General features: G+C 64.5%; 22 protein-coding genes and 1 tRNA gene. 15 read left to right on the top strand and 8 right to left on the bottom strand.

The genetic code is table 11. The features are described 5' to 3' along the window. Positions 1-4: 4 nt before the first annotated feature. Complete coding sequence (gene lolA / locus AWB81_RS27025; RefSeq protein ID WP_200822555.1) at positions 5-673, top strand: outer membrane lipoprotein chaperone LolA; 669 nt, start codon at positions 5-7, stop codon at positions 671-673. Here lolA and AWB81_RS27020 read toward each other — a convergent pair. Continuing rightward, positions 663-1,580, bottom strand: coding sequence for a LysR family transcriptional regulator (locus AWB81_RS27020; protein ID WP_062639596.1), 918 nt, complete (start codon positions 1,578-1,580; stop codon positions 663-665). The genes lolA and AWB81_RS27020 overlap by 11 nt on opposite strands. 127 nt (positions 1,581-1,707) lie before the next feature. Between AWB81_RS27020 and speB the strand changes: the two genes are divergently transcribed. Continuing rightward, a complete protein-coding gene (gene speB, locus AWB81_RS27015; protein ID WP_062639595.1) occupies positions 1,708-2,724 on the top strand; it encodes an agmatinase in 1,017 nt (338 codons plus the stop codon). Positions 2,725-2,840: 116 nt separating this feature from the next. Next, positions 2,841-4,283, top strand: coding sequence for a purine-cytosine permease family protein (locus tag AWB81_RS46475; RefSeq protein WP_062639613.1), 1,443 nt, complete (start codon positions 2,841-2,843; stop codon positions 4,281-4,283). 39 nt (positions 4,284-4,322) lie between these two features. On the opposite strand, the gene cytX is transcribed toward AWB81_RS46475, so the two are convergent. Beyond that, positions 4,323-5,645 carry a putative hydroxymethylpyrimidine transporter CytX gene (cytX, locus tag AWB81_RS27005; RefSeq protein ID WP_062639594.1) on the bottom strand — a complete coding sequence of 441 codons (1,323 nt, stop codon included), beginning with the start codon at positions 5,643-5,645 and terminating at the stop codon, positions 4,323-4,325. Between the two features lie 226 nt (positions 5,646-5,871). Here cytX and AWB81_RS27000 point away from each other — a divergent pair, with 226 nt between their 5' ends. The 3 genes from AWB81_RS27000 to AWB81_RS26990 all read left to right on the top strand — a co-directional run bounded on the left by AWB81_RS27000 (position 5,872) and on the right by AWB81_RS26990 (position 8,773). Then, positions 5,872-7,188 (top strand): replication-associated recombination protein A, encoded by a 1,317-nt coding sequence (locus tag AWB81_RS27000; RefSeq protein WP_062639593.1) that lies wholly within the window; start codon positions 5,872-5,874, stop codon positions 7,186-7,188. A gap of 69 nt (positions 7,189-7,257) precedes the next feature. Then, positions 7,258-8,553 (top strand): serine--tRNA ligase, encoded by a 1,296-nt coding sequence (serS, locus tag AWB81_RS26995; RefSeq protein ID WP_062639592.1) that lies wholly within the window; start codon positions 7,258-7,260, stop codon positions 8,551-8,553. Between the two features lie 129 nt (positions 8,554-8,682). Further along, a tRNA-Ser gene (locus AWB81_RS26990) sits at positions 8,683-8,773 on the top strand. A gap of 94 nt (positions 8,774-8,867) precedes the next feature. Here AWB81_RS26990 and AWB81_RS26985 read toward each other — a convergent pair. Beyond that, positions 8,868-9,215: a hypothetical protein gene (locus tag AWB81_RS26985; RefSeq protein ID WP_062639591.1), complete on the bottom strand. Its 348-nt coding sequence runs from the start codon at positions 9,213-9,215 to the stop codon at positions 8,868-8,870. A 209-nt stretch (positions 9,216-9,424) separates the two neighbouring features. Between AWB81_RS26985 and map the strand changes: the two genes are divergently transcribed. The 6 genes from map (at position 9,425) to AWB81_RS26955 (ending at position 13,573) form a co-directional block, all read left to right on the top strand. Next, positions 9,425-10,207: a type I methionyl aminopeptidase gene (gene map, locus AWB81_RS26980; protein ID WP_062639590.1), complete on the top strand. Its 783-nt coding sequence runs from the start codon at positions 9,425-9,427 to the stop codon at positions 10,205-10,207. Between the two features lie 171 nt (positions 10,208-10,378). Beyond that, positions 10,379-10,918: a GNAT family N-acetyltransferase gene (locus AWB81_RS26975; RefSeq protein WP_062639589.1), complete on the top strand. Its 540-nt coding sequence runs from the start codon at positions 10,379-10,381 to the stop codon at positions 10,916-10,918. A gap of 148 nt (positions 10,919-11,066) precedes the next feature. After that, positions 11,067-11,840, top strand: coding sequence for a septum site-determining protein MinC (gene minC / locus AWB81_RS26970; RefSeq protein WP_062639588.1), 774 nt, complete (start codon positions 11,067-11,069; stop codon positions 11,838-11,840). An 89-nt stretch (positions 11,841-11,929) separates the two neighbouring features. After that, positions 11,930-12,745, top strand: a complete 816-nt coding sequence (minD, locus tag AWB81_RS26965) for a septum site-determining protein MinD (protein ID WP_062639587.1) — start codon at positions 11,930-11,932, stop codon at positions 12,743-12,745. A 9-nt stretch (positions 12,746-12,754) separates the two neighbouring features. Continuing rightward, a complete protein-coding gene (gene minE, locus AWB81_RS26960) occupies positions 12,755-13,009 on the top strand; it encodes a cell division topological specificity factor MinE (protein ID WP_035926261.1) in 255 nt (84 codons plus the stop codon). 255 nt (positions 13,010-13,264) lie between these two features. After that, positions 13,265-13,573, top strand: coding sequence for a YXWGXW repeat-containing protein (locus tag AWB81_RS26955; protein ID WP_062639586.1), 309 nt, complete (start codon positions 13,265-13,267; stop codon positions 13,571-13,573). Positions 13,574-13,728: 155 nt separating this feature from the next. Here AWB81_RS26955 and AWB81_RS26950 read toward each other — a convergent pair whose 3' ends face one another. Both AWB81_RS26950 and AWB81_RS26945 read right to left on the bottom strand, forming a co-directional pair. Next, the gene (locus AWB81_RS26950; protein WP_062639612.1) at positions 13,729-15,111 is read right to left on the bottom strand and encodes a chloride channel protein; all 1,383 of its coding nucleotides are present in this window, start codon (positions 15,109-15,111) and stop codon (positions 13,729-13,731) included. A 280-nt stretch (positions 15,112-15,391) separates the two neighbouring features. Further along, positions 15,392-15,571 carry a hypothetical protein gene (locus tag AWB81_RS26945; protein WP_062639585.1) on the bottom strand — a complete coding sequence of 60 codons (180 nt, stop codon included), beginning with the start codon at positions 15,569-15,571 and terminating at the stop codon, positions 15,392-15,394. Positions 15,572-15,820: 249 nt separating this feature from the next. On the opposite strand from AWB81_RS26945, the gene AWB81_RS26940 reads away from it, so the two are divergent. Then, positions 15,821-16,963 (top strand): OpgC domain-containing protein, encoded by a 1,143-nt coding sequence (locus tag AWB81_RS26940; RefSeq protein ID WP_062639584.1) that lies wholly within the window; start codon positions 15,821-15,823, stop codon positions 16,961-16,963. Positions 16,964-16,993: 30 nt separating this feature from the next. On the opposite strand, the gene AWB81_RS26935 is transcribed toward AWB81_RS26940, so the two are convergent. Together AWB81_RS26935 and AWB81_RS26930 are read right to left on the bottom strand one after the other, a co-directional pair. After that, positions 16,994-18,298: an MFS transporter gene (locus AWB81_RS26935; RefSeq protein ID WP_062639583.1), complete on the bottom strand. Its 1,305-nt coding sequence runs from the start codon at positions 18,296-18,298 to the stop codon at positions 16,994-16,996. 289 nt (positions 18,299-18,587) lie between these two features. Further along, positions 18,588-19,088 (bottom strand): TonB family protein, encoded by a 501-nt coding sequence (locus AWB81_RS26930; RefSeq protein ID WP_062639582.1) that lies wholly within the window; start codon positions 19,086-19,088, stop codon positions 18,588-18,590. A 123-nt stretch (positions 19,089-19,211) separates the two neighbouring features. Between AWB81_RS26930 and AWB81_RS46470 the strand changes: the two genes are divergently transcribed. Both AWB81_RS46470 and AWB81_RS45865 read left to right on the top strand, forming a co-directional pair. Beyond that, complete coding sequence (locus AWB81_RS46470; protein ID WP_167306337.1) at positions 19,212-19,370, top strand: hypothetical protein; 159 nt, start codon at positions 19,212-19,214, stop codon at positions 19,368-19,370. 75 nt (positions 19,371-19,445) lie between these two features. Beyond that, entirely contained in the window at positions 19,446-19,616 is a 171-nt protein-coding gene (locus AWB81_RS45865) for a hypothetical protein (RefSeq protein ID WP_159938944.1), read from the top strand. A gap of 51 nt (positions 19,617-19,667) precedes the next feature. Here AWB81_RS45865 and AWB81_RS26925 read toward each other — a convergent pair whose 3' ends face one another. Beyond that, positions 19,668-19,982 carry a hypothetical protein gene (locus AWB81_RS26925; protein ID WP_062639581.1) on the bottom strand — a complete coding sequence of 105 codons (315 nt, stop codon included), beginning with the start codon at positions 19,980-19,982 and terminating at the stop codon, positions 19,668-19,670. Positions 19,983-20,265: the final 283 nt, after the last annotated feature.

Raw genomic sequence — 20,265 nt, 5'->3', positions numbered from 1 at the left:
ATTGATGCAGCAGAAGTGGTTCAGGCAGACAGTCGGAGCGGTGCTTGCGGGCGCGTCGATGTTCATCGCGTCGCAGGCGTTTGCGAGCGGTACCGAGCAGTTGAAGGCGTTCGTGTCGCAAGTCCACGCGGCGCGCGGCACGTTCGTGCAGAAGGAAGTGAAGGCGCCCGCCAAAGCCGGCGCCGCGAGCCAGACGGCCGCGCCGAAGGGCGGCGGCACGTCGAGCGGCACGTTTATGTTTGCGCGTCCGGGCAAGTTCATCTGGTCGTATGAGAAGCCGTATTCGCAGGTGCTCCAGGCAGACGGCGACAAGCTTTACGTCTACGACAAGGACCTGAACCAGGTCACGGTGCGTCCGCTCGGCGGTTCGCTCGGCGCGAGTCCGGCGGCGATTCTCTTCGGCAGCAACGATCTGGAAAAGAACTTCACGCTGCGCGACGCGGGCGTGAAGGGCGGCATCGACTGGCTGGAACTGACGCCGAAAGCGAAAGACACGCAGTTCCAGACGGTTGGCATCGGCTTCAAGGACGGCAATCTCGAAGCGATGGAACTGCACGACGTCTTCGGCAACGTGACGCTGCTCACGTTTTCGAACATCCAGAAGAACCCGCCGCTCAAGTCCGATCAGTTCAAGTTCGCGGTGCCGAAGGGCGCGGACGTCATCAACGGCTGATTGGCTCGTCATCGACCGCGTGGCCGACGTTCATGTCCTCGATAAACGCCTCCACGATGTCGTTTCTCAGCTGCCGCGCGCGCGTGACCATCTGGAACGCCACGCGGTAACGCATCTGCGCCGGGTTCAGCGGTAGAAGCGCTCCCTCCTTTACATGCGGCGCCGCGAAGTGCTCGGGCAGATAGCCGAGATGATGGCCCGACAGCACGAGCATCGCGACGGCCTCCATATTGTCGGCGACCGCCGTGATATTGCGCGGCGACATCGCGTCGGCTTCCGGAAGCGGGTAGCTGCGCCACGCCCATTCGAAATCGGCGGCGCGTTCCGGGTCGATTTCGCCGGCTTCCTCAAATAGCGGATGACGCCGCGCGCAGTACGCGTACTGGTCTTCGGCAAAGATCTGCGTGTATTCCAGCGACGGCACGCGGTGCCAGAAATAGCCGATCGCCACCTGAATCCTGCCGGCAAGCAGCAATTCCTCCAGTTCGCCCGGCGAGCGCACCAGCACCGAGAACCGCACCGACTCGTCGCGCTCGCGAAACCGCGCGATCGCCTCGCTGATGCGCGCGCTCGCGGCGACCGGCGTATGGCCGATCATCCCGAGCGTGAGCGTTCCCACCAGTTTTTTGCCGACGTTGCGCGCGGTCATGTCGAAGGTGTCGATGGCGGCGAGCAGCGTGCGGCACGCCTCGACGAACTGCTCGCCGCGCGAAGTCAGCGCGAAGCCGCCGCGTCCGCGCTCGCACAGGCGATAGCCGAGCCGCGTTTCGAGCGTCGCGAGTTGCGTGCTGATGGTCGACTGGCCGACGTTGAGCGTCGCCTGCGCGGATGAAATCCCGCCCGCATCGACGATCGCGAGGAATACCCGGATGAGCCGCAAATCGAGGTCGGAGAGGTGCGTGAACATGGGGGCGCCCGATACATCGATGGAAATCGATGTGAAGTTAATTTCGTCGCCATTTTAACTTCCGCCGAGAAGGTCTATTAATTCAGGGTGAACCGATAAAACCTTCCACGGGAAATCATCGAACGCCATGAATACATCCTCACATTTCGCGCCCGCCGAGCACTTCGACTCCCATTTCACCGCGCCGGACCATCGCGACGAGCGGCCGCAGCCGCTGTCCGGCAACCAGATGCCGCGCTGCGGCGGTATCACGACGATGATGCGCCTGCCGCACGTCCACACGGCGGCGGGGCTCGACGCGTGTTTCGTCGGCGTGCCGTTCGATCTCGGCACCTCGAACCGCACGGGAGCGCGTTTCGGCCCGCGCCAAGTGCGCAGCGAATCCGTGCTGCTGCGCCCATACAACATGGCGACCCGCGCCGCGCCGTTCGATTCGCTGCGCGTGGCCGACATCGGCGACGTCGCGATCAATCCGTACAACCTGCTCGATTCGATCGACCGCATCGAGCGCGCCTACGACGAAATCCTCGCCCACGACTGCAAGCCGCTGACGCTCGGCGGCGACCACACGATCGCGCTGCCGATCCTGCGCGCGATCGCGAAGAAGCACGGCAAGGTCGGATTGATCCACATCGATGCTCACGCCGACGTCAACGACACCATGTTCGGCGAGAAGATCGCCCACGGCACGCCGTTTCGCCGCGCGGTGGAAGAGGGTTTGCTGGATTGCAAGCGCGTCGTGCAGATCGGCCTGCGCGGCACGGGCTACGAGGCCGGCGACTTCGACTGGTGCCGCGAGCAGGGCTTTCGCGTCGTGCAGACGGAGGAGTGCTGGAACAAGTCGCTCGCGCCGCTGATGGAGGAAGTGCGCGCGCAGATGGGCGACGGGCCGGTGTACATCACGTTCGACATCGACGGCATCGATCCGGCTTTCGCGCCGGGAACGGGGACGCCCGAGATCGCCGGGCTGACCGTGCCGCAGGCGCTCGAAATCATTCGCGGCGCGCACGGGCTGAACATCGTCGGCGCGGATCTGGTGGAGGTCGCGCCGCCTTACGATCCGTTCGGCACGACCGCGCTCCTCGGCGCCAACCTTGCGTTCGAATTGCTGTGCGTGCTGCCGGGCGTCGAGCGGCGGGCCTGAAGCAGCGCTGTTTTGTTGTAACGGGCGCCTCGCGCGCCCATCCTAGAAAGAGAAAGCGAGACGATTTTTCATGCGTAACGAAGAAGTCATCGGCCTGCCCCCACGCGGGGCCGGCCATCGAAGTCGAAAGCCATTCGATCGATTACATCCCGGAGAGCGAGCGCCACGCGCGGCTCTCCAGCCAGGGGCCGTTCTGGTTCCTCGGCAATTTCCACTTTTTCACGATCTCGATCGGCTTCGTCGGGCCGGGCATGGGCCTGTCGGCGGGGTGGACGACGCTCGCCGGCGCGCTCGGCATCATGTTCGGCACGATCTTCATGGCGTTCCACGGCTCTCAGGGGCCGGAAATGGGATTGCCGCAGATGATCCAGTCGCGTGCGCAGTTCGGCTATCGCGGCGTGATCCTCGCGCTTCTCGCGACGCTTTTCGTGTTCGTCGGGTTCAATGTCGTGAACGTGTCGCTGATCACCGATGGCCTCAAGCGCGTCTTCGGCCTCGATGCGACGCTCGTCGCCGTGGTCGCGATCGCGGCAGGCGCGCTGCTGTCGATCTACGGGCACGACCTCATGCACCGCGCGTTCAAGTGGGCGCTGATCGCGACGCTGCCGCTCTACGCGCTCGTGTCCATCGCGCTGCTGTTCGGCGCGGGCCACACGCCGTCGGCGGCCGTGGCGAGTGCGCCGCATCTCGGCTTCAGCTGGATTGCCTTCGCGACGCAGTTCGCCATCGGCGCGAGCTACAACATCTCATACGCGCCCTACGTCTCCGACTACTCGCGCTACCTGCCGAAGAACACGAGCCGCACCAGGCTGATCGCCGCGATCTTCATCGGCGCGGCGCTTTCCGGCACCTGGATGATCGGGCTCGGCGCGTGGCTCGCGCAGGAGTTGAAGGCGTCGGATGCGCTCGTCGCGCTGAACCAGGTCGGCTCGTCGGTGATGCCGGGGCTCGGCAGCCTGATTGTGTTCGTGTCGGTGGCGGGCTTTCTGCCGATCATCGCGCTCAACACCTACAGCGCGATGCTGACGCTCCTTACCGGCGTCGACTCGATCCGCAGGATCAAACCGACACGCGCGGCGCGCGCGGCATCGGTGATCGCGATCAGCGCGGTCGTGCTCGGCTGCGTGCTGGCGATCAAGGGCAATGGCATCGCGCTCCTGAACACGTTTCTCGTGCTGATGCTGTACTTCCTCGTGCCGTGGACGGCGGTCAATCTCGTCGATTACTTCTTCGTGCGCCGCGGCCGCTATGCGATCGCGCACTTCTTCACGCCGAAGGGCATCTATGGCGCGTGGCAGATGCGCGGCATCGTGGCTTACGTGGTGGGCTTCGTCGCGATGATTCCGTTCTTCTTCATCTACGACGCGGCCGCCGAGAAGGCCGTGTTCGAAGGCTATTTCGCGCGGCTGCTCGGCGGCGTGGATATCGCGTGGCTCGTGGGGCTGATCGTGTCGGGCGGGGTGTACTGGCTTCTCAGTCGCTCGCTCGATCTGGACGCCGAGGAGCGCGTGATTCGTGACCTGCACGACAGCGCCCTGATGCGCCGCGACGAGCATTGACAGCAAACGGGCGCCGGCGGCGCCCGTTGCTCTACGACATCAGGCCAGCGCCGCGCGCCGGCCCGACACCAGCAGCAGATAGCACACCGCGCCGAGCACGAGCGCGGGCAGCGTCGCGCCGAGGTTCGGCAGCCACTGGTTGATCGCGTGATAGGCCGCGATGCCGATCGCCCAAGCGACGAACGCGCTCACGTGCCAGCCGCCCGAAAAACCATAGCGGCCGTTGACGTCGGCGAGAAGCGGGGCGTCGATGCGGCGCCGTCTCACGACGAAGTGATCCGCCAGCACGACGCCGAAGAGCGGCGCGAACACCGAGCCGATTAAAAGCAGAAAGTTCTGATACTTGCCCATCTCGACGATGAGCGCGACCAGCGTGCAAAGCGTGCCGAACGCGGCGGAGAGCATCGGGACGCTCGCGCGCGCCCAGAACGTACCGGTCGAAACGGCGGCGGAATGGATGTCGGCGAAGGCGTTGTCGGTTTCGTCGATCAGGATCAGGAGCAGCGCGAGGCCGCCGCCCGCCTGCGCGAACGCGACGGTCAACAGCGCATCGCCGCCGCCCGCCGCCAGCCCGTAGATCGCGCCGAGCGCATAGAACCAGATGTTCGCGATGCCGTAGCCGAGCAGCGTTCCGCGGAACGTGCCGCCCGGGCTCTGCCCGAAGCGCGTGTAGTCGGCGATCAGCGGCAGCCAGGAGAGCGGCATCGCGACGACGAGATCGATGCCCGCGCCGAATGCCATCTCGCCCGTGCCGGGACGGTTCATCAGTGCGCCGAGGTCGAGTTTCGCGAGCACGTTCCACGTCAGCCAGCCCGCGCCGCCGAGCAGGAGCCAGATGCCCCAGGTGCGCAGAAAGCGCCGCACGAAGGAGAGCGGGCCGGAGATGGCGAGCAGCGTCGCCAGCACGCCGAAGACGAGCGTCCAGACGAGCGGCATCGAGAGGCCGAAAGATTGCTTCGCGAGCGCATCGGCGGAATCGCGCATCACGATGATCTCGAACGAGCCCCAGCCGACGAGCTGCACCGCGTTCAGCACCGCCGGCACCGAAGCGCCGCGCACGCCGAGCGTCGGCCGCAGCGACGACATCGCGGCCAGCCCCGTGTCCGTGCCGACCACGCCCGCAAGCGCGAGCAGGACGACGCCGATCGCCGTGCCGATCGCGATCGCCGCGAGCGCATGCGGCAGCGACAGTCCCGGCACGAGCAGCGCGCCCGCCTGCGCGACCAGAAGACCGATGCCGAGCGAGAACCAGAGCGCGAAGGCGTCGGAGGTGGCGAACGCGCGGCGCTCCGGCGGCACGGGCGTGAGGGGCGCGTAGGCGGAGCCGGCGGCGTCGTTAGGTGGTGTGCTTGCTTGTCCCATGGGTGTTCGTCCCTATCTGTTCTCTGTGTAACCTGTCTGCCGATGGCGCGGGCGGGGCCGTTTCGCCGTCGCTGTCATAATGACCCGATTCGGCGGTGCGCATGGCCGAACCGCCGGAGCGCATGGCGGAACCGCCGGTTCGTGCCACGGCGCTTCGCGGCCGCGCCCTTGTCCCGAAAAGCGAGAGATTATCGCCGCCTTTGTCCAACCTGCGTCACTCAAGCACATGTTCGAAGAAAATCGTGGCACCGTTCCGCTCGCCGAGCGCCTGCGTCCCCGCACCATCGACGACGTCATCGGCCAGAAGCACCTGCTCGGGCCCAGCAAGCCGCTGCGCGTCGCGTTCGAATCGGGCGAGGCGCATTCGATGATCCTCTGGGGCCCGCCGGGCGTCGGCAAGACGACGCTCGCGCGCCTGATGGCCGACGCCTTCGACGCGCAGTTCATCTCGCTTTCCGCGGTGCTGTCGGGCGTGAAGGACATCCGCGAGGCCGTCGAGACCGCGCAGATCCATCGCGCGAACGGGCACCAGACGCTCGTGTTCGTCGACGAGGTGCATCGCTTCAACAAGAGCCAGCAGGATGCTTTCCTGCCGCACGTCGAGTCGGGGTTGTTCGTGTTCGTCGGCGCGACGACCGAGAATCCGTCGTTCGAGGTGAATAGCGCATTGCTGTCGCGGGCGGCGGTGTACGTGCTGAAGAGTCTCGACACCGACGAACTGAAGGAATTGCTGGACCGCGCGCAGGCCGAACTCGGCGGGCTCACGTTCACCGACGAAGCCCGCGACGCGATCATCGGTTCCGCCGACGGCGACGGGCGCAAGCTGCTGAACAACCTGGAGATCGTCGCGCGCGCGGCGGCCCAGCAGAAGACGACGGATATCGACGGCACGCTGCTCGGCAGCGCGCTCGCGGAAAACCTGCGCCGCTTCGACAAGGGCGGCGACGCGTTCTACGACCAGATCAGCGCGCTGCACAAGTCGGTGCGCGGCAGCAATCCGGACGCGGCGCTCTACTGGTTCTGCCGCATGCTCGACGGCGGCGCGGACCCGCGCTATCTCGCGCGGCGCATCGTGCGCATGGCGTGGGAGGACATCGGTCTCGCCGATCCGCGCGCCGGGCGCATCGCGCTCGATGCCGCCGAAACCTATGAGCGGCTCGGCACGCCCGAGGGCGAACTGGCGCTCGGGCAGGCGATCATCTACCTCGCCGTCGCGCCGAAGTCGAATGCGGGCTACAAGGCTTATAACGAGGCGCGGCGGTTCGTCGGCCGTGACCAGTCGCGCGGCGTGCCGGTGCATCTGCGCAACGCGCCGACCAAGCTGATGAAGGAACTCGGCTACGGCCACGAGTATCGCTACGCGCACGACGAGCCCGACGCATACGCGGCGGGCGAAACGTACCTGCCGGACGGCATGCGCGATCCGCACTGGTACGAGCCGACACCGCGCGGTCTGGAAGGCAAGATCGGCGAGAAGATGGCGCGTCTCGCCGAACTGGATGCGCACTGGCGGCGCGAACACAAGGACGACAAGAAACGTTGACGAAACACGGCCGCCGCGCGCCGTGCGCTAAAATCGCGAGTTCCGATTACTCAAGAAGCAGCCCCCGCCATGCTCGACATCCAACTCCTGCGCAAAGACCTGGACGGCGTCGCGAAACGTCTCGCCGTTCGCGGCTACATCCTCGACGTCGCCGCGTTCTCGTCGCTCGAAGCCGAGCGCCGCGAAATCCAGACGCGCACCGAAGAACTCCAGGCGCGCCGCAACAGCCTGTCGAAGCAGATCGGCGCGATGAAAGGGCGCGGCGAGGACACGTCGGCGGTGATGGCGGAGGTCGGCGGCATCGGCGACACGATGAAGGCGTCGGCGGCGCAACTCGACGATATCCAGAAGCGTCTGCAAGACCTGATGCTCGGCGTGCCGAACCTGCCGCACGAGAGCGTGCCCGTCGGCGACGACGAAACGCAGAACGTCGAAGTGCGCCGCTTTGGCGCGCCGCGCGCATTCGACTTCGAAGTGAAGGATCACGTCGACGTAGGTGCGCCGCTCGGCCTCGATTTCGAAACCGGCGCGAAGCTGTCGGGCGCGCGCTTCACGCTCCTGCGCGGGCAGATCGCGCGGCTGCATCGCGCGCTCGCGCAGTTCATGATCGACACGCACACGGAACAGCACGGCTACACCGAGACATACACGCCGTACATCGTGAATCCGGAGATTCTGTACGGCACGGGCCAACTTCCGAAATTCGCCGACGACATGTTCCGTGTCGAAAAGGGTGGCGACGAGAACACGGTCACGCAGTACCTGATCTCGACGTCCGAGATTTCGCTGACGAACACGGTGCGCGACGGCATTCTCGAAGCGAACGCGCTGCCGGTGAAGCTGACCGCGCATTCGCCGTGCTTCCGCTCGGAGGCGGGGTCATACGGGCGCGACACGCGTGGACTGATCCGCCAGCACCAGTTCGACAAGGTCGAGATGGTGCAGATCGTGGCGCCGGAAAAATCGTATGAGACGCTCGACGAGATGGTCGGCCACGCAGAGGCGATCCTGCAGAAGCTGGAACTGCCGTATCGCGTGATCACGCTGTGCACGGGCGACATGGGCTTCTCGGCATCGAAGACATTCGACCTGGAAGTGTGGCTGCCGGCGCAGAACACGTATCGCGAAATCTCCAGCTGCTCGAACACCGAGTCGTTCCAGGCGCGGCGGATGCAGGCGCGTTTTCGTAATGCGCAGGGCAAGCCGGAGTTCGTGCATACGCTCAACGGCTCGGGGCTCGCGGTCGGGCGGACGCTCGTCGCGGTGCTGGAGAACTTCCAGAATGCAGATGGATCGGTGACCGTGCCGGCCGTGTTGCGTCCCTATATGGGTGGGCTCGAGCGGCTGGAGCCGTCGAAGGCCTGAATCTTCTGAGAAGATGCAAAATGGGGCTTGGAAAGCGAAATCGAGTCCGCTATAATCTTGCTCTTCGCTGAGCAACGACCCGCTCGGTGAAGGCCCGAAATCACGTGAAAGCGAGAGACTTCGGTAGACGGAAAGGTGGCAGAGTGGTCGAATGCGCTGGACTCGAAATCCAGTGTACAGTTTTGCTGTACCGTGGGTTCGAATCCCACCCTTTCCGCCAAGATACTGAAAGCCCCGCAAATCGAAAGACTTGCGGGGCTTTTGCTTTGTGCGCGGATTTGCGCCCCTTTTGTGCGAGGCGCCGGCGAATCAACTCAAGTCGTACATCGCGCGATATCGAACCTCAATTCCGGCTCCGGCAGCCCGCCGTATTCGCCATCGGACTTCTGCACCTTGACGATCGATCCATACCCCGAAGGCGTCAGCGTCACGAGCCACGCATTGGACCCGACGAGAAGTTCGGTCGATCCGGCGTTGCGTGTCGTCTGCACGGACGGCAGCATGCGTTCGAGGCAACTCGAAATATCCGACGCCGTTCGCGCCGACGAAACATGAATGACGGGCTTCGAAGCGCGCAATTCCGGCTCGCTGGTCGAGCTGCAGGCGGCGAGGGCGATCGTGGCGGCAGTTATGGCAAAAACGGCAGGGCGATGCAAGGACATGGATCTCCGTCGAGTGACGATAAAAGCGCCAAATAAACCGTAAACGCCCGCTCAAGGCAAGGCCGCCCGCTCCCCGGCGCGATAGCGCCGGCCAGACCCCGCGCGGGCAGGCGCCCGGCGGGCAATGCTATCATCGCCGACAATCCGCGCCTGACGCGCGCTTGCAGCATCCGCCGCGCGCGCCGACCGAACCCATCCCGCAAGACCCAATGGCCATCACTATCAAGTCTCCCGCCGACATCGAAAAGCTGCGCATCTCCGGCCGCATGGCCGCCGAAGTGCTCGCGATGATCGGCGAGCATGTCCGCCCCGGCGTCACCACCGATGAACTCGACGCGATCTGCAACCGTTTCATCGTCGACGAACTGAAGGCCATTCCGGCCAACGTCGGCTACATGGGTTTTCCGAAGACGATCTGCACCTCGGTGAACCATGTCGTGTGCCACGGCATTCCCGGTCCGCGCGAACTCAAGGACGGCGATATCGTCAACATCGACGTCGCGATCATCAAGGACGGCTACTTCGGCGACACGAGCCGCATGTACTACGCCGGTACGCCGAGCGCTGAAGCCCGCCGCCTGTGCGACACGACCTACGAGGCGATGCTCGCAGGCATCCGCGAAGTGCGCGCCGGCGCGACGCTCGGCGATGTTGGTTATGCGATCCAGTCGGTGGCGCATCGCGAGGGCTTTTCGATCGTGCGAGAGTATTGCGGACACGGCATCGGCCGCGTCTATCACGAGGATCCGCAAGTGCTGCACTACGGCCAGCGCGGCGCGGGACTGCGTCTCAAGCCGGGCCTCGTCTTCACGATCGAGCCGATGGTCAACGCAGGGCGCGCCGCCACGCAACAGTCGCGCGATGGCTGGACGGTGACGACCAAGGACCGCTCGCTCTCGGCGCAATGGGAGCACATGGTCGCCGTCACCGAAGACGGCTTCGAGCTGCTGACGCCGTGGCCCGACGGCACCGGCTCCTACGCGGCGCCGTGAGCGCATGACGCGACTTGCCCTCGTCCGCGCTCCACGCCTCGCCGTGCGCCTCACGCCCAGCGCAACATGCGCGCGCCGCGAGTCGCCGCGTGCAAATAAAAAATTGACTCGATCGCCCGTTCGGTTGAAGCTACCGGATAGTCAGAAAGAACCAGAGAGTCAATCGCCCGCATGAGTCCTTCACTGACCGTTCGCCGCATCGCCGCGCATCAGGGCGCTGTCCTGCGCGAGCTCCGTACGGCTTCGCTGCGCGAGGCGCCGTACGCCTTCGACGAGACACTCGAGGACGCGCTTCTCGCCGAGGCATCCAGTTTCGACGAAACAGCCGCACATCACGCGAGTTCGTTATCCACTGCCACGTTTCTGCTCTACACCGAAGGTCATCCGGCGGGGCTCGTCGGCGCGTTTATCGATGAAGCGGGCACGCGGCGCGCGTTCGTTCATTCGCTGTGGGTCGCGCCTGCGGTCCGGCATCTGCGCGGCGGGGAGCTGCTTGTGAACGCAGCGTCGGAATGGCTCGTGGACGAAGGCGCGAAGGAAATCTACGCATGGATCGCCGATGAAAACCGCACCGCGAAGCGTTTCTACGAGCGCCTCGGTTTCGGTCCGACAGGCGATCGCCGCATGATGCCCGCGCATGCCGAAGAATGGGAAACGCTGCTCGTGCGTCACGTGCACAACGAAGAGCAAGATGCGCCGGGCACGGCGTGAATCGTCGATACGTCTATCCTTTTTCGCTCCGCCGTCGCCTTGACGGGGCGCAGCCACTCCCGCCGCCCGATATCGCGCAAACCAGTCTCGAAAAATATGGCTGAGTGCGCGCGCGCCTGTAAAATACGCAAAATTTTTGGCCGTTCCTATGTCGCTCAACAAAACGCCCTTTTTTGAACTGCGCAGCGGCTCCGTCGACACGCTTCTCTTCGTCGTCAAGACCACCGACCTCGACGCGCTGCGCACAGAACTCACGCGGCGCTTCGAAGCGACTCCCGAGTTTTTCGCCAACGATGTCGTCGCGATCGACGTGCGCCGTCTCGCCGAGACCTCGGCGACCGAACGCATTGCGCTCGGCGAACTCGCGCAGTTGCTCGCGAGCGTGCGCATGCGGCCGATCGGCGTCGTGGCGCTGCCCGCGCAGGCGTGGGCGGCCGAATGGGCGTCTAGCGGCGGTCTGCCGCTCCTCGAAGCACGCGACCGGCGCGGCGCGCCGAAGCCTTCGGAAGGCGTGGCGAGTGCGAACACCGATGCCGCCGCGGTGATCGAAGCCGCCGTCGCGAAGACGCCGCCGCCTGCGACGCCGTCGCCGACCACGATCATCGACCGTCCGCTGCGTTCCGGCCAGCAGGTGTACGCGAAGGGCGATCTGGTCGTGTTGGGGCTCGTGTCCTACGGCGCGGAAGTGATCGCGGAAGGCAACATTCACATCTATGCGCCGTTGCGCGGGCGCGCGCTCGCGGGCGTGCACGGCAACAACGACGCGCGGATCTTCTGCACCTGTCTCGAACCGGAACTCATCTCGATCGCGGGAATCTACCGGACGACAGAGAACCCGTTGCCCGCCGACGTGCTCGGCAAGTCGGTGCAGATCTGGCTCGACGAAGAAAAACTGATGATCGAACCGCTGCGGCTCACCTGACTCATCCGAGACAAGCGTTCGAGCGCGACGCAAAGCGCGCGCTCGACGAACCGCCAGCCGGACTTATTTGACGAACACAAGGTACATGTATGGCAAAAATCATTGTGGTGACATCGGGGAAGGGCGGCGTCGGCAAGACGACCACCAGCGCGAGCTTCGCATCGGGGCTCGCATTGCGCGGCCACAAGACGGCCGTGATCGACTTCGACGTCGGTCTGCGCAACCTCGATCTCATCATGGGCTGCGAGCGTCGCGTGGTGTACGACCTGATCAACGTGATCCAGGGTGAGGCGAACCTGAACCAGGCGCTCATCAAGGACAAGAAATGCGAGAACCTTTTCGTCCTGCCGGCGTCCCAAACCCGTGACAAGGACGCGCTCACGATGGAGGGCGTGGAAAAGGTGATCAACGACCTGATCGCGATGGACTTCGAATTCATCGTGTGCGATTCGCCGGCTGGCATCGAATCGGGCGCGTTGCTCGCGATGCACTTCGCCGACGAAGCGTTGATCGTGACGAATCCGGAAGTGTCGTCGGTGCGGGACTCGGACCGCATTCTCGGCATTCTGTCGTCGAAGACGAAGCGTGCGATCGAGGGCAAGGAGCCCATCAAGGAACATCTGCTGATCACGCGCTACAACCCGAAGCGGGTGAGCGAAGGCGAAATGCTGTCGCTCAACGACATTCAGGAGATCCTGCGGATCGAGCTGATCGGCGTTATTCCGGAATCGGAAGCCGTGCTGCATGCGTCGAACCAGGGTCTGCCCGCGGTGCACCTCGATGGTACCGACGTCGCAGAGTCGTACAAGGACATCGTGTCGCGTTTCCTCGGCGAGGACAAGGCGCTGCGTTTCATCGACTATCAGAAGCCAGGTCTGCTGCAACGCATCTTCGGCACCAAGTAAGGGGACGCAATGTCGATTCTTTCGTTTTTGCTGGGCGAGAAAAAGAAGTCCGCTTCGGTGGCGAAGGAACGCCTGCAGTTGATCATTGCGCACGAACGCGCGGGTGGCAAAGCCGCCGCCGATTATCTGCCGGCGTTGCAACGGGAACTCGTTGCCGTGATTTCCAAGTACGTGAAGATTTCCAACGACGACATTCGCGTGAGTCTCGAACGTCAGGACGATCTCGAAGTGCTGGAAGTGAAGATCGAAATTCCGCAGGCCTAAGACGTTTCGTCGCGCAAGCGGCGCGTGCCCTCGCGCGCGCAATGCCGCTCACGCGCATCGGGAAAAGATGAGCCAGGATCGGGCGATCCTGGCTTTTTGCTTTTCTACGTCAACGTTTGCGCGGACATGTCCGCAATCGTCTGGTCTTTCGTCAATATTCCGTTGCACATTCGGCCGCCTCGTAACACGGCCGATGTCGGCCGATCGCGCGGCTCGCGCATTGAACCGGCATCGACACTTCATCGTTAGGCCATCATGAGAATTTCCCTTCGTCTTTTGCTCGCTCAGGGCGCGATCGTCGCTGCGGGCGCCGTCGCTGTCGCGAGCGCTTCGGCTCAGGTCGTGGTCGTCGCGCCGAGCGCGCCGCCCGCCATACGCTACGAACCGGTGCCGCCCGCGCGTGCGGGTTACGTGTGGGATCGCGGCCACTGGCGCTGGGCTCGCGGCCAGTACGTGTGGGCGCCCGGGCATTGGCAGCCAGTGCGCGTGGGCTATCGCTGGATGGAAGGGCACTGGGCAGCGCGAGGCGCGCAATGGCACTGGGTGCCGGGCCACTGGGCCTGAGACGGAGCATCGCGATGAAACGAATCATCCTGATCGCGATGCTCGCGACGATGCTGGCTGGGTGCATCGTCGTGCCGGCGCATCCTTACTACTATCGGCCGGCGGCGAGCGTCTACATCTACTGAACTTGCGCGCGAGGCGGCCCCGCGGGCGGCTTACTTCTGCGGCGCCTCGTCCTCGTCTTCTTCCTTCACGAGCGGCTCGGGCACTTCGGGCGAAGGCGCGGGCGCGGGCTGCGGCATGTGTCCCATGTAGCGCTCGGAAAGTGCCTCGTAGAGCGGTGGCGCGAATAACGCCGCCACGCGGCTCGAGATCAGCGCGGTCGCCATCAGCGAGATCACGAGCGCGTGTCCGTTGACCATCTCCATCACGATCACGAAGGCGGTGATCGGCGACTGCGTGACGGCCGCGAGATAGCCGACCATCGCGAGCGCGATCAGCATCTGCAACTGCATGTGGTCGAAGATCATGTGCAGCACGTTGCCGAAGCCCGCGCCGATCGACAGCGACGGCGCGAAGATGCCGCCCGGAATGCCCGGCAGATAGGAGCCGACCATCGAGACGAACTTGAGGAGCGGATAGAACATCGAAAGCTGCGTGTGCCCTTCGAGCAGGCCGCGCGCTTCGGAGTAGCCGCTGCCGAACGTCGTGCCGCCCGAAACGATGCCGACCACCGCGATCACCAGTCCGCAGAGCGCCGCGAATGCGACCGGCTGCGCTGTATGCAGCTTGCGCAGCGGCGCCGGAATCCACTTCGCGGTGTTGAGCAGCAGCCAGCCGAACACGCCGCCCGCGATTCCCGTGACGACCGCCGTCAGTACGACGGCCACCGCGAGCAGATCGGGGAAGTGCTGGCCGATGTCGATCGTGCCGAAGTACGTGTAGTTGCCGTTCAGGCCGAGCGCTACGATGCCGGCGAGGATGATGCCCGTGATCAGCACGCCGCTCGTGCGCACGGAAAAGCTGCGCGTGAGCTCCTCGATCGCGAAGACGATGCCCGCGAGCGGGGTGTTGAACGCCGCCGACAAGCCCGCCGCCGCGCCCGCGAGCACCAGTTGCCGCTCGATGACCGAACTGGAGCGCGGATAGAGGCGACGCAGGTTGAACATCAGCACGGCGCCGACCTGCACGGTCGGCCCTTCTCGGCCGATCGTGAAGCCGCCGAGAATCGCAAGAAACGAGACGAGGATCTTCCCGACGAGAATGCGGAAGGTGAGCAAACGCGCGCCCAATGCGGAGGTCGATCCGTTCAGCACGGCGATCACCTGCGGAATGCCGCTGCCTTCGGCGCCGCGGAAGAACTTGCGCGTGAGCCAGACGCAGAGCGCGGAGATGGCGGGCGTCACAATGAGCGGCAGCCACACATGTTCGCGCTGGGCTTGGAGAAACTGGCTATAACCCCAGTCGATCAGCCGCGCGTAGAGCACAGCGACGAGGCCGACCGCGATCGCGCCCAGCCAGAAAATGCCATAACGGCGCCAGATGCTGCGTGTGCGCCGGACTGTGGCGACCCGAAGGGAGCGAAGCGCGCGAATCATGCTGATGGCCGCCGGCAAAGCGTCGATTATAGCGAGGCATCTCGAAAATCAAGGGTGTTCGGTGCGCGGGCGGTGCGGAAAATCGCGGGGAAGCAGGCAAAAGAAAGGGCGCGGGGCTTGCGCCACGCGCCTTGAAAAACGCTCCCGTCGGGGAGGCGGGAGCGGAGAGGAGACGGTCCACGCCGCACTTTGCGCTTCTTGCGACGATCATCGAATCCCGCGCTTCAACCCAGCGCAGCGATTGAAAGCGACTTGAATTAATATTCGAACCTGGATTAACTCACGCCGTCAGAACTTCGAAAGCAACTACGGCGGCAATTGCGCCGAGATTCGCGATCAGTGCTTCGCAAAGTACGCCGCGCCAGCTTTTCGGTCGAAACCGGATGGCGAGCATCAGGGCCGTGAACAATGCGATGGCGATAATCGCGACGAGATGCGAGCTTTGCAGATGAATGCGCATTTCCCGGCTCCTTGACGAGCGTTCGCGGCAGTCCCGTATTATCCCGCCGATTAATTTCAGTATATGCGCGCGCCTGCCGGACGCAAATCCGACCAAAAAGCCATTTCCCCGCCATACTCGCGACCTTTGTTTCGGACCCAATCAAATAAATCTTGATTCGGGGAATCTTTTCCCCTAGCTTCGTACAAACCCGTACAAGTCCGGCGCTCCTCTCTGGGGCGCGGGCTGGCGGACGCGGAGCTTTCACCGATGACATCTTTGACCGGGCGCTCACTGGAAGTCGATTTCTTTCGAGGAATTGTCCTGCTCGTCATTGCTGTCGATCACATATCGGGAAGCGTGGTGTCCAATTTCACGCTGCATAAATACGCGTTCTGCGATTCCGCTGAGGTCTTCGTATTCCTCGGCGGTTATGCATCGGCGGCGGCCTATACCGCGCTCGAATCGCGGCGCAGCGGGTCGGCCGCGCGGCGGCGCTTTTTCTGGCGCAGTTTCGAGATATACCGCGCGTATCTCTTTACCGCCGCGTTGATGCTCCTGTCTGGCGCACTTCTGATGTGGCTTCGCATCGATTCACCGATGGTCGAATATACCGAGTGGCCCACGTTTCTCGAACGACCGCTCGGACTTGTTGCCGGTATTGCGATGCTGCGCAATCAGCCGTATTTGTCGGCGGTATTGCCGATGTACGCTTTTTTTGCGCTAGCCGTGCCGGCGGTCGTGCCGCTCGCGGCCAGAAAGCCTGTACTCGTGCTGTTCGGCAGCCTCGGCGTCTGGCTGTTCGCGACACAACTCGCGCAATTCCTGCCTTCCGCCTACGCCGACGGCTGGTCGTTCAACCCGTTCGCCTGGCAACTGATGTTCGTCGCGGGCATCCTCGGCCGAACCCAGCCGATCAGCGACGAATTCCACGCGAGCGCCACGGCGCGCTGGCTTACGCGCATTGCGATCGGCGTCGTGCTGGGATTCGCGTTCGCCAAGCTTTTCATCGAAAGCGCGCCGCCGCCGGGCTATATGAAACAGAACCTGGCGTCACTGCGCATCGTGAGCTTCGGCGCGTTCGCGTGGGTTGTCGCGCGGGCGGTGCATGCCGGCTGGATCGGCTCGCTTGCGCGCAGCCTGCCGAGCGTCGTGACGATCGGCACGCAGGGGCTCGTGTGCTTCATCGCGGGAACCGGCGTGTCGCTCGCGCTCGACACGGCCCTGCGCGTGATTCCTTCCGGCCACTTTGCGTGGCTCGCGGGGCTGGGTGCCGACGCTCTCGCCATCGGCAGTCTGATGTTGCTCGCCCGGTTCTGGCGCGATCGCAAGGATCTGCGCCGCGTGGCCGTTCCCAAGGCTACCCAGGGTCAGCCGGTGCCTGCGCATGTGACCAACCGGCGCGACGGCTGACGCCGCAGCGCCGGAAGCGTCTTCGCGCGCTCAGCTGAGACGAATGTCGCGTGTCTCGCTCATGCACAGCACGCCGACGAGACTTACCGCCGCCGCCACCGACACATATCCGCCGACCCACGCGAGCCCGCCGCGGTTCGCGAGCAGTTGCGCGATGTATGGCGCCACCGACGCGCCGAGAATTCCCCCGAGGTTATAGGCGACGCCCGCGCCGGTGTAGCGCACGCTCGTCGGGAAGAGTTCGGGCAGGAGCGCGCCCATCGGTGCGAACGTCACGCCCATCAGGAACAGTTCGAGCGTGAGGAAAAGCGCCACGGCGAACGTGTTGCCGCTGCCGAGGAGCGGCGCCATCGTGAAGCCCGACAGGATCGCCGCGATGCAGCCGACGATCAGCACCGGCCGGCGTCCGAAGCGGTCGCTGGCGCGCGCGGAGATCGGCGTCGCGATGGCCATGAAGATCACCGCGAAGCAGAGCAGGCCCAGAAACTTCTCGCGCGAAAAGTGCAGTGTCGATACGCCGTACGACAGCGAAAAGACCGTCGAGATATAGAAGAGCGTGTAGCAGACGACCATCGCGAGCGCGCCGAGGAGCGTCGGCGCGAGGTATTGGCCGAGCAGCGTGGCGATCGGCACGCGCACGCGCTCGTGACGCTCGACGGCCGCGCGAAACGCCGGCGTCTCCGCGATCTTCAGGCGCACGTAGAGCCCCAGCGCGACGAGCACCGCGCTCACGATGAACGGCACGCGCCAGCCCCAGCTGCGGAACTGCTCGTCGGAGAGCGAGAGCGCGAGGCCGAAGAACAGGCCGTTCGACGCGAGAAAGCCGATCGACGGCCCGAGTTGCGGGAACATGCCGAACCAGCCGCGCTTGCCGGGCGGCGCGTATTCGGTCGCGAGAAGCGCCGCGCCGCCCCATTCGCCGCCAAGGCCGATACCCTGCCCGAAGCGCAGGATGCAGAGCAGCACGGGCGCCGCGGCGCCGATGGAATCGTAGCCGGGGACGAAGCCGATCAGCGTCGTCGAGAGGCCCATCACCAGCAGCGAGGCGACGAGCGTCGATTTGCGGCCGATGCGGTCGCCGAAGTGGCCGAAGATGAACGAGCCGATGGGCCGCGCGATGAACGCGATGCCGAACGTCACGAACGCCGAGAGCGCCTGGGCCGCCGGATCGCCATGCGGAAAGAACACCGGGCCGATGACGAGCGCGGCGGCGGTGGCGTAGACGTAGAAGTCGTAAAACTCGATGGCGGTGCCGATGAAGCTCGCGAAAATCACGCGCGACGCGCTGTTTTTTCCGTCGTTGGGCTCGGCGGCGGAAAGCGATGCTGAGGACATGGAGTCTCCGTAGACGTTGTGCTGAGGTGTTGCCGCGGGGCTGCGGTCTTTTTTTGGGGTGCTTCGGTGCTTTGCCGATGCGCGGATGACGGGGAGGCGAGCAAACGAGCAACGCGCCTGCGTTCCGGGCGCCGCGACATGCGTAACGCGCGGGCCGTAGGTCGGCTTCGAACCGCATGCGGATGGGCATGCGGCGAAGGCCGTGCCGGACGGGTGTCCGGCGAAGGGTGTCGAAAATTATAACGACCGTGCGCGTGCCGGGGCAACCGGGTCGGCATGCGCGATTGCCTCAGTCGATGGTCGTTGCTTGCGGCGAGTGCGACGTCTGTAACTGGAATTGTCCGTTGTCGTTGAACATCCAGCCTTCGAACAGTTCCAGCGTGCCGTTGCCGTTGAGCAGACGCGGCGGGGGCGCGGGCAGCGGCGACGAGCGGCGCAGCGAGGCGAGCGCGGTGGCTTCGGCTTCGTCGTCGCCATTCGTGCGATAGACCGACGACTCCACGACACGCCCACCGCGATCGACTTTAAAGGTGACCACGACGAACGAGCGCAGCATCGCCTGCGGTGTGCCCTTGAGCACGAGCGACGGATTGCGCTCGAAGATGCGCTGGGCGACGCGCGCCTTGTACTGATCGAGCGTCCCGCTGGCGACGGCTTCCGGGGGGCGGCTCTCCACCGATTTCGGCGGCGGTGTGATCGTGCAGCCCGCGATGGCAACGATCAGGATTGCGCTGCCCGCCACGAGCACTTTATGCGCGTACGTCGCGCAGGTTTTCGTCAATGCAATCATGGCGGCTGTCCAACTGTTCGCGATACTTTCATGGTAGCCAAAAGCGACGATGGCCGCCAAGCGACGGGCGGGCCCGCCGCTTGCTGACGGTTCCGTAATCCATCGGAAGAGGAGGAGAAAATCATGACGAACGATACGAAGCAGGCCGGGGACGTGCAGCCCGCCGAACACAGCGACAACGAAAAGAGCAAGCTGCCCGAGCGGGACGACGACGCCAGGCAGCAAGGGCCGAACGACAAGCCCGGCAAAAAGCCGGGCGAGGGCGAACCGGACGTCGGCTGAAATTCGCGCGTGTTGACTTACGCGTTCGGTGCTAACTTGGTGGCGGGGAATGTCCCCAGCCATCGGGAGAACGTGATGCCCACAGCCTCGACTACCCAACCGGCCGGGCAGCCTGCCCGGCCGAATCAGCCGCCGCCGGCGGCGACGCCCAAAGCGTCACCCAACACGGAAGTCGACAAACCCGACGCCGACAAGGCGGAGCCCGATCCGCACGAGCGGCCGCCGGTGCGCTCCGACGATAATTAAGGTTGGCTTGAGGTTCATTTGCGCAGCGCGGACACTCGTTCGCGCTGTCTATTACTTTGCAGATGCGGTCGCACCGGGCTTGGTCAGTTCGTAGCACTCGACGGCGCCCGATGCGCGTTTCGCGCTTGCGTTGGCGTCGCGGGACTCGAAGCACTTGAAGACGCTGTTGGTCTTCTGGAGGAAGAACGTGTCTTCCGCCGATGCTCCATTGCGCGCCGTGCCGCTTGTGACCGCCACGATGTTGTAGTTGTTCTGGATCAGGTCGAACAACGTGGTTTCAGTGAAGCGCCATTGACTTGCCGGTTCGTCCGCGTGGGCGAGGGCAGTCAGGGCGAGCAGGCCGAGCGCGATGGCGGGTAGTTTCATGGGCGGTCTCCGGGTGCTGGGATTGAAGGCGTTTGAGTGGTATGCAGCAGCGGCGTTCACGGAGGGTGGGGTTTCGTAGAAATCGTAGTTTTTGCCTGCCTGCCGCAAACCGCGCCCAGTCGGCCAGGAAACTCGTGGTGACCACCGAGCGTATCAATGGAGAAGAACTTTCGCAAAACGGCGATCAATCCGATGAGGCAAAAAAAGGTTCGTCAGTAAAAACTGTGGGTCGACGGAGGCTCGGGTAGTTTTCCAAGTGCATGATAAAGCGCGATTTCTGTCG

The sequence above is a fragment of the Caballeronia arationis genome (genome assembly GCF_001544975.2).
GTDB classification, from domain to species: Bacteria; Pseudomonadota; Gammaproteobacteria; order Burkholderiales; family Burkholderiaceae; genus Caballeronia; species Caballeronia arationis.
This window is presented reverse-complemented; position numbering and strand designations above follow the sequence as displayed.

Excerpts from the sequence above, each read along its gene's own strand:
- AWB81_RS27000 (WP_062639593.1), top strand. The coding sequence starts at position 5,872 with ATGTTCGAAGAAAATCGTGGCACCGTTCCGCTCGCCGAGCGCCTGCGT.
- AWB81_RS26955 (WP_062639586.1), top strand. The coding sequence starts at position 13,265 with ATGAGAATTTCCCTTCGTCTTTTGCTCGCTCAGGGCGCGATCGTCGCT.
- minD (WP_062639587.1), top strand. The coding sequence starts at position 11,930 with ATGGCAAAAATCATTGTGGTGACATCGGGGAAGGGCGGCGTCGGCAAG.
- AWB81_RS45865 (WP_159938944.1), top strand. The coding sequence starts at position 19,446 with ATGCCCACAGCCTCGACTACCCAACCGGCCGGGCAGCCTGCCCGGCCG.
- AWB81_RS26935 (WP_062639583.1), bottom strand. The coding sequence starts at position 18,298 with ATGTCCTCAGCATCGCTTTCCGCCGCCGAGCCCAACGACGGAAAAAAC.
- AWB81_RS26985 (WP_062639591.1), bottom strand. The coding sequence starts at position 9,215 with ATGTCCTTGCATCGCCCTGCCGTTTTTGCCATAACTGCCGCCACGATC.
- AWB81_RS26950 (WP_062639612.1), bottom strand. The coding sequence starts at position 15,111 with ATGATTCGCGCGCTTCGCTCCCTTCGGGTCGCCACAGTCCGGCGCACA.
- speB (WP_062639595.1), top strand. The coding sequence starts at position 1,708 with ATGAATACATCCTCACATTTCGCGCCCGCCGAGCACTTCGACTCCCAT.
- AWB81_RS26945 (WP_062639585.1), bottom strand. The coding sequence starts at position 15,571 with ATGCGCATTCATCTGCAAAGCTCGCATCTCGTCGCGATTATCGCCATC.
- AWB81_RS46470 (WP_167306337.1), top strand. The coding sequence starts at position 19,212 with ATGACGAACGATACGAAGCAGGCCGGGGACGTGCAGCCCGCCGAACAC.
- minC (WP_062639588.1), top strand. The coding sequence starts at position 11,067 with ATGTCGCTCAACAAAACGCCCTTTTTTGAACTGCGCAGCGGCTCCGTC.
- AWB81_RS27020 (WP_062639596.1), bottom strand. The coding sequence starts at position 1,580 with ATGTTCACGCACCTCTCCGACCTCGATTTGCGGCTCATCCGGGTATTC.
- minE (WP_035926261.1), top strand. The coding sequence starts at position 12,755 with ATGTCGATTCTTTCGTTTTTGCTGGGCGAGAAAAAGAAGTCCGCTTCG.
- cytX (WP_062639594.1), bottom strand. The coding sequence starts at position 5,645 with ATGGGACAAGCAAGCACACCACCTAACGACGCCGCCGGCTCCGCCTAC.
- map (WP_062639590.1), top strand. The coding sequence starts at position 9,425 with ATGGCCATCACTATCAAGTCTCCCGCCGACATCGAAAAGCTGCGCATC.
- AWB81_RS26940 (WP_062639584.1), top strand. The coding sequence starts at position 15,821 with ATGACATCTTTGACCGGGCGCTCACTGGAAGTCGATTTCTTTCGAGGA.
- AWB81_RS26975 (WP_062639589.1), top strand. The coding sequence starts at position 10,379 with ATGAGTCCTTCACTGACCGTTCGCCGCATCGCCGCGCATCAGGGCGCT.
- AWB81_RS26925 (WP_062639581.1), bottom strand. The coding sequence starts at position 19,982 with ATGAAACTACCCGCCATCGCGCTCGGCCTGCTCGCCCTGACTGCCCTC.
- lolA (WP_200822555.1), top strand. The coding sequence starts at position 5 with ATGCAGCAGAAGTGGTTCAGGCAGACAGTCGGAGCGGTGCTTGCGGGC.
- AWB81_RS26930 (WP_062639582.1), bottom strand. The coding sequence starts at position 19,088 with ATGATTGCATTGACGAAAACCTGCGCGACGTACGCGCATAAAGTGCTC.
- serS (WP_062639592.1), top strand. The coding sequence starts at position 7,258 with ATGCTCGACATCCAACTCCTGCGCAAAGACCTGGACGGCGTCGCGAAA.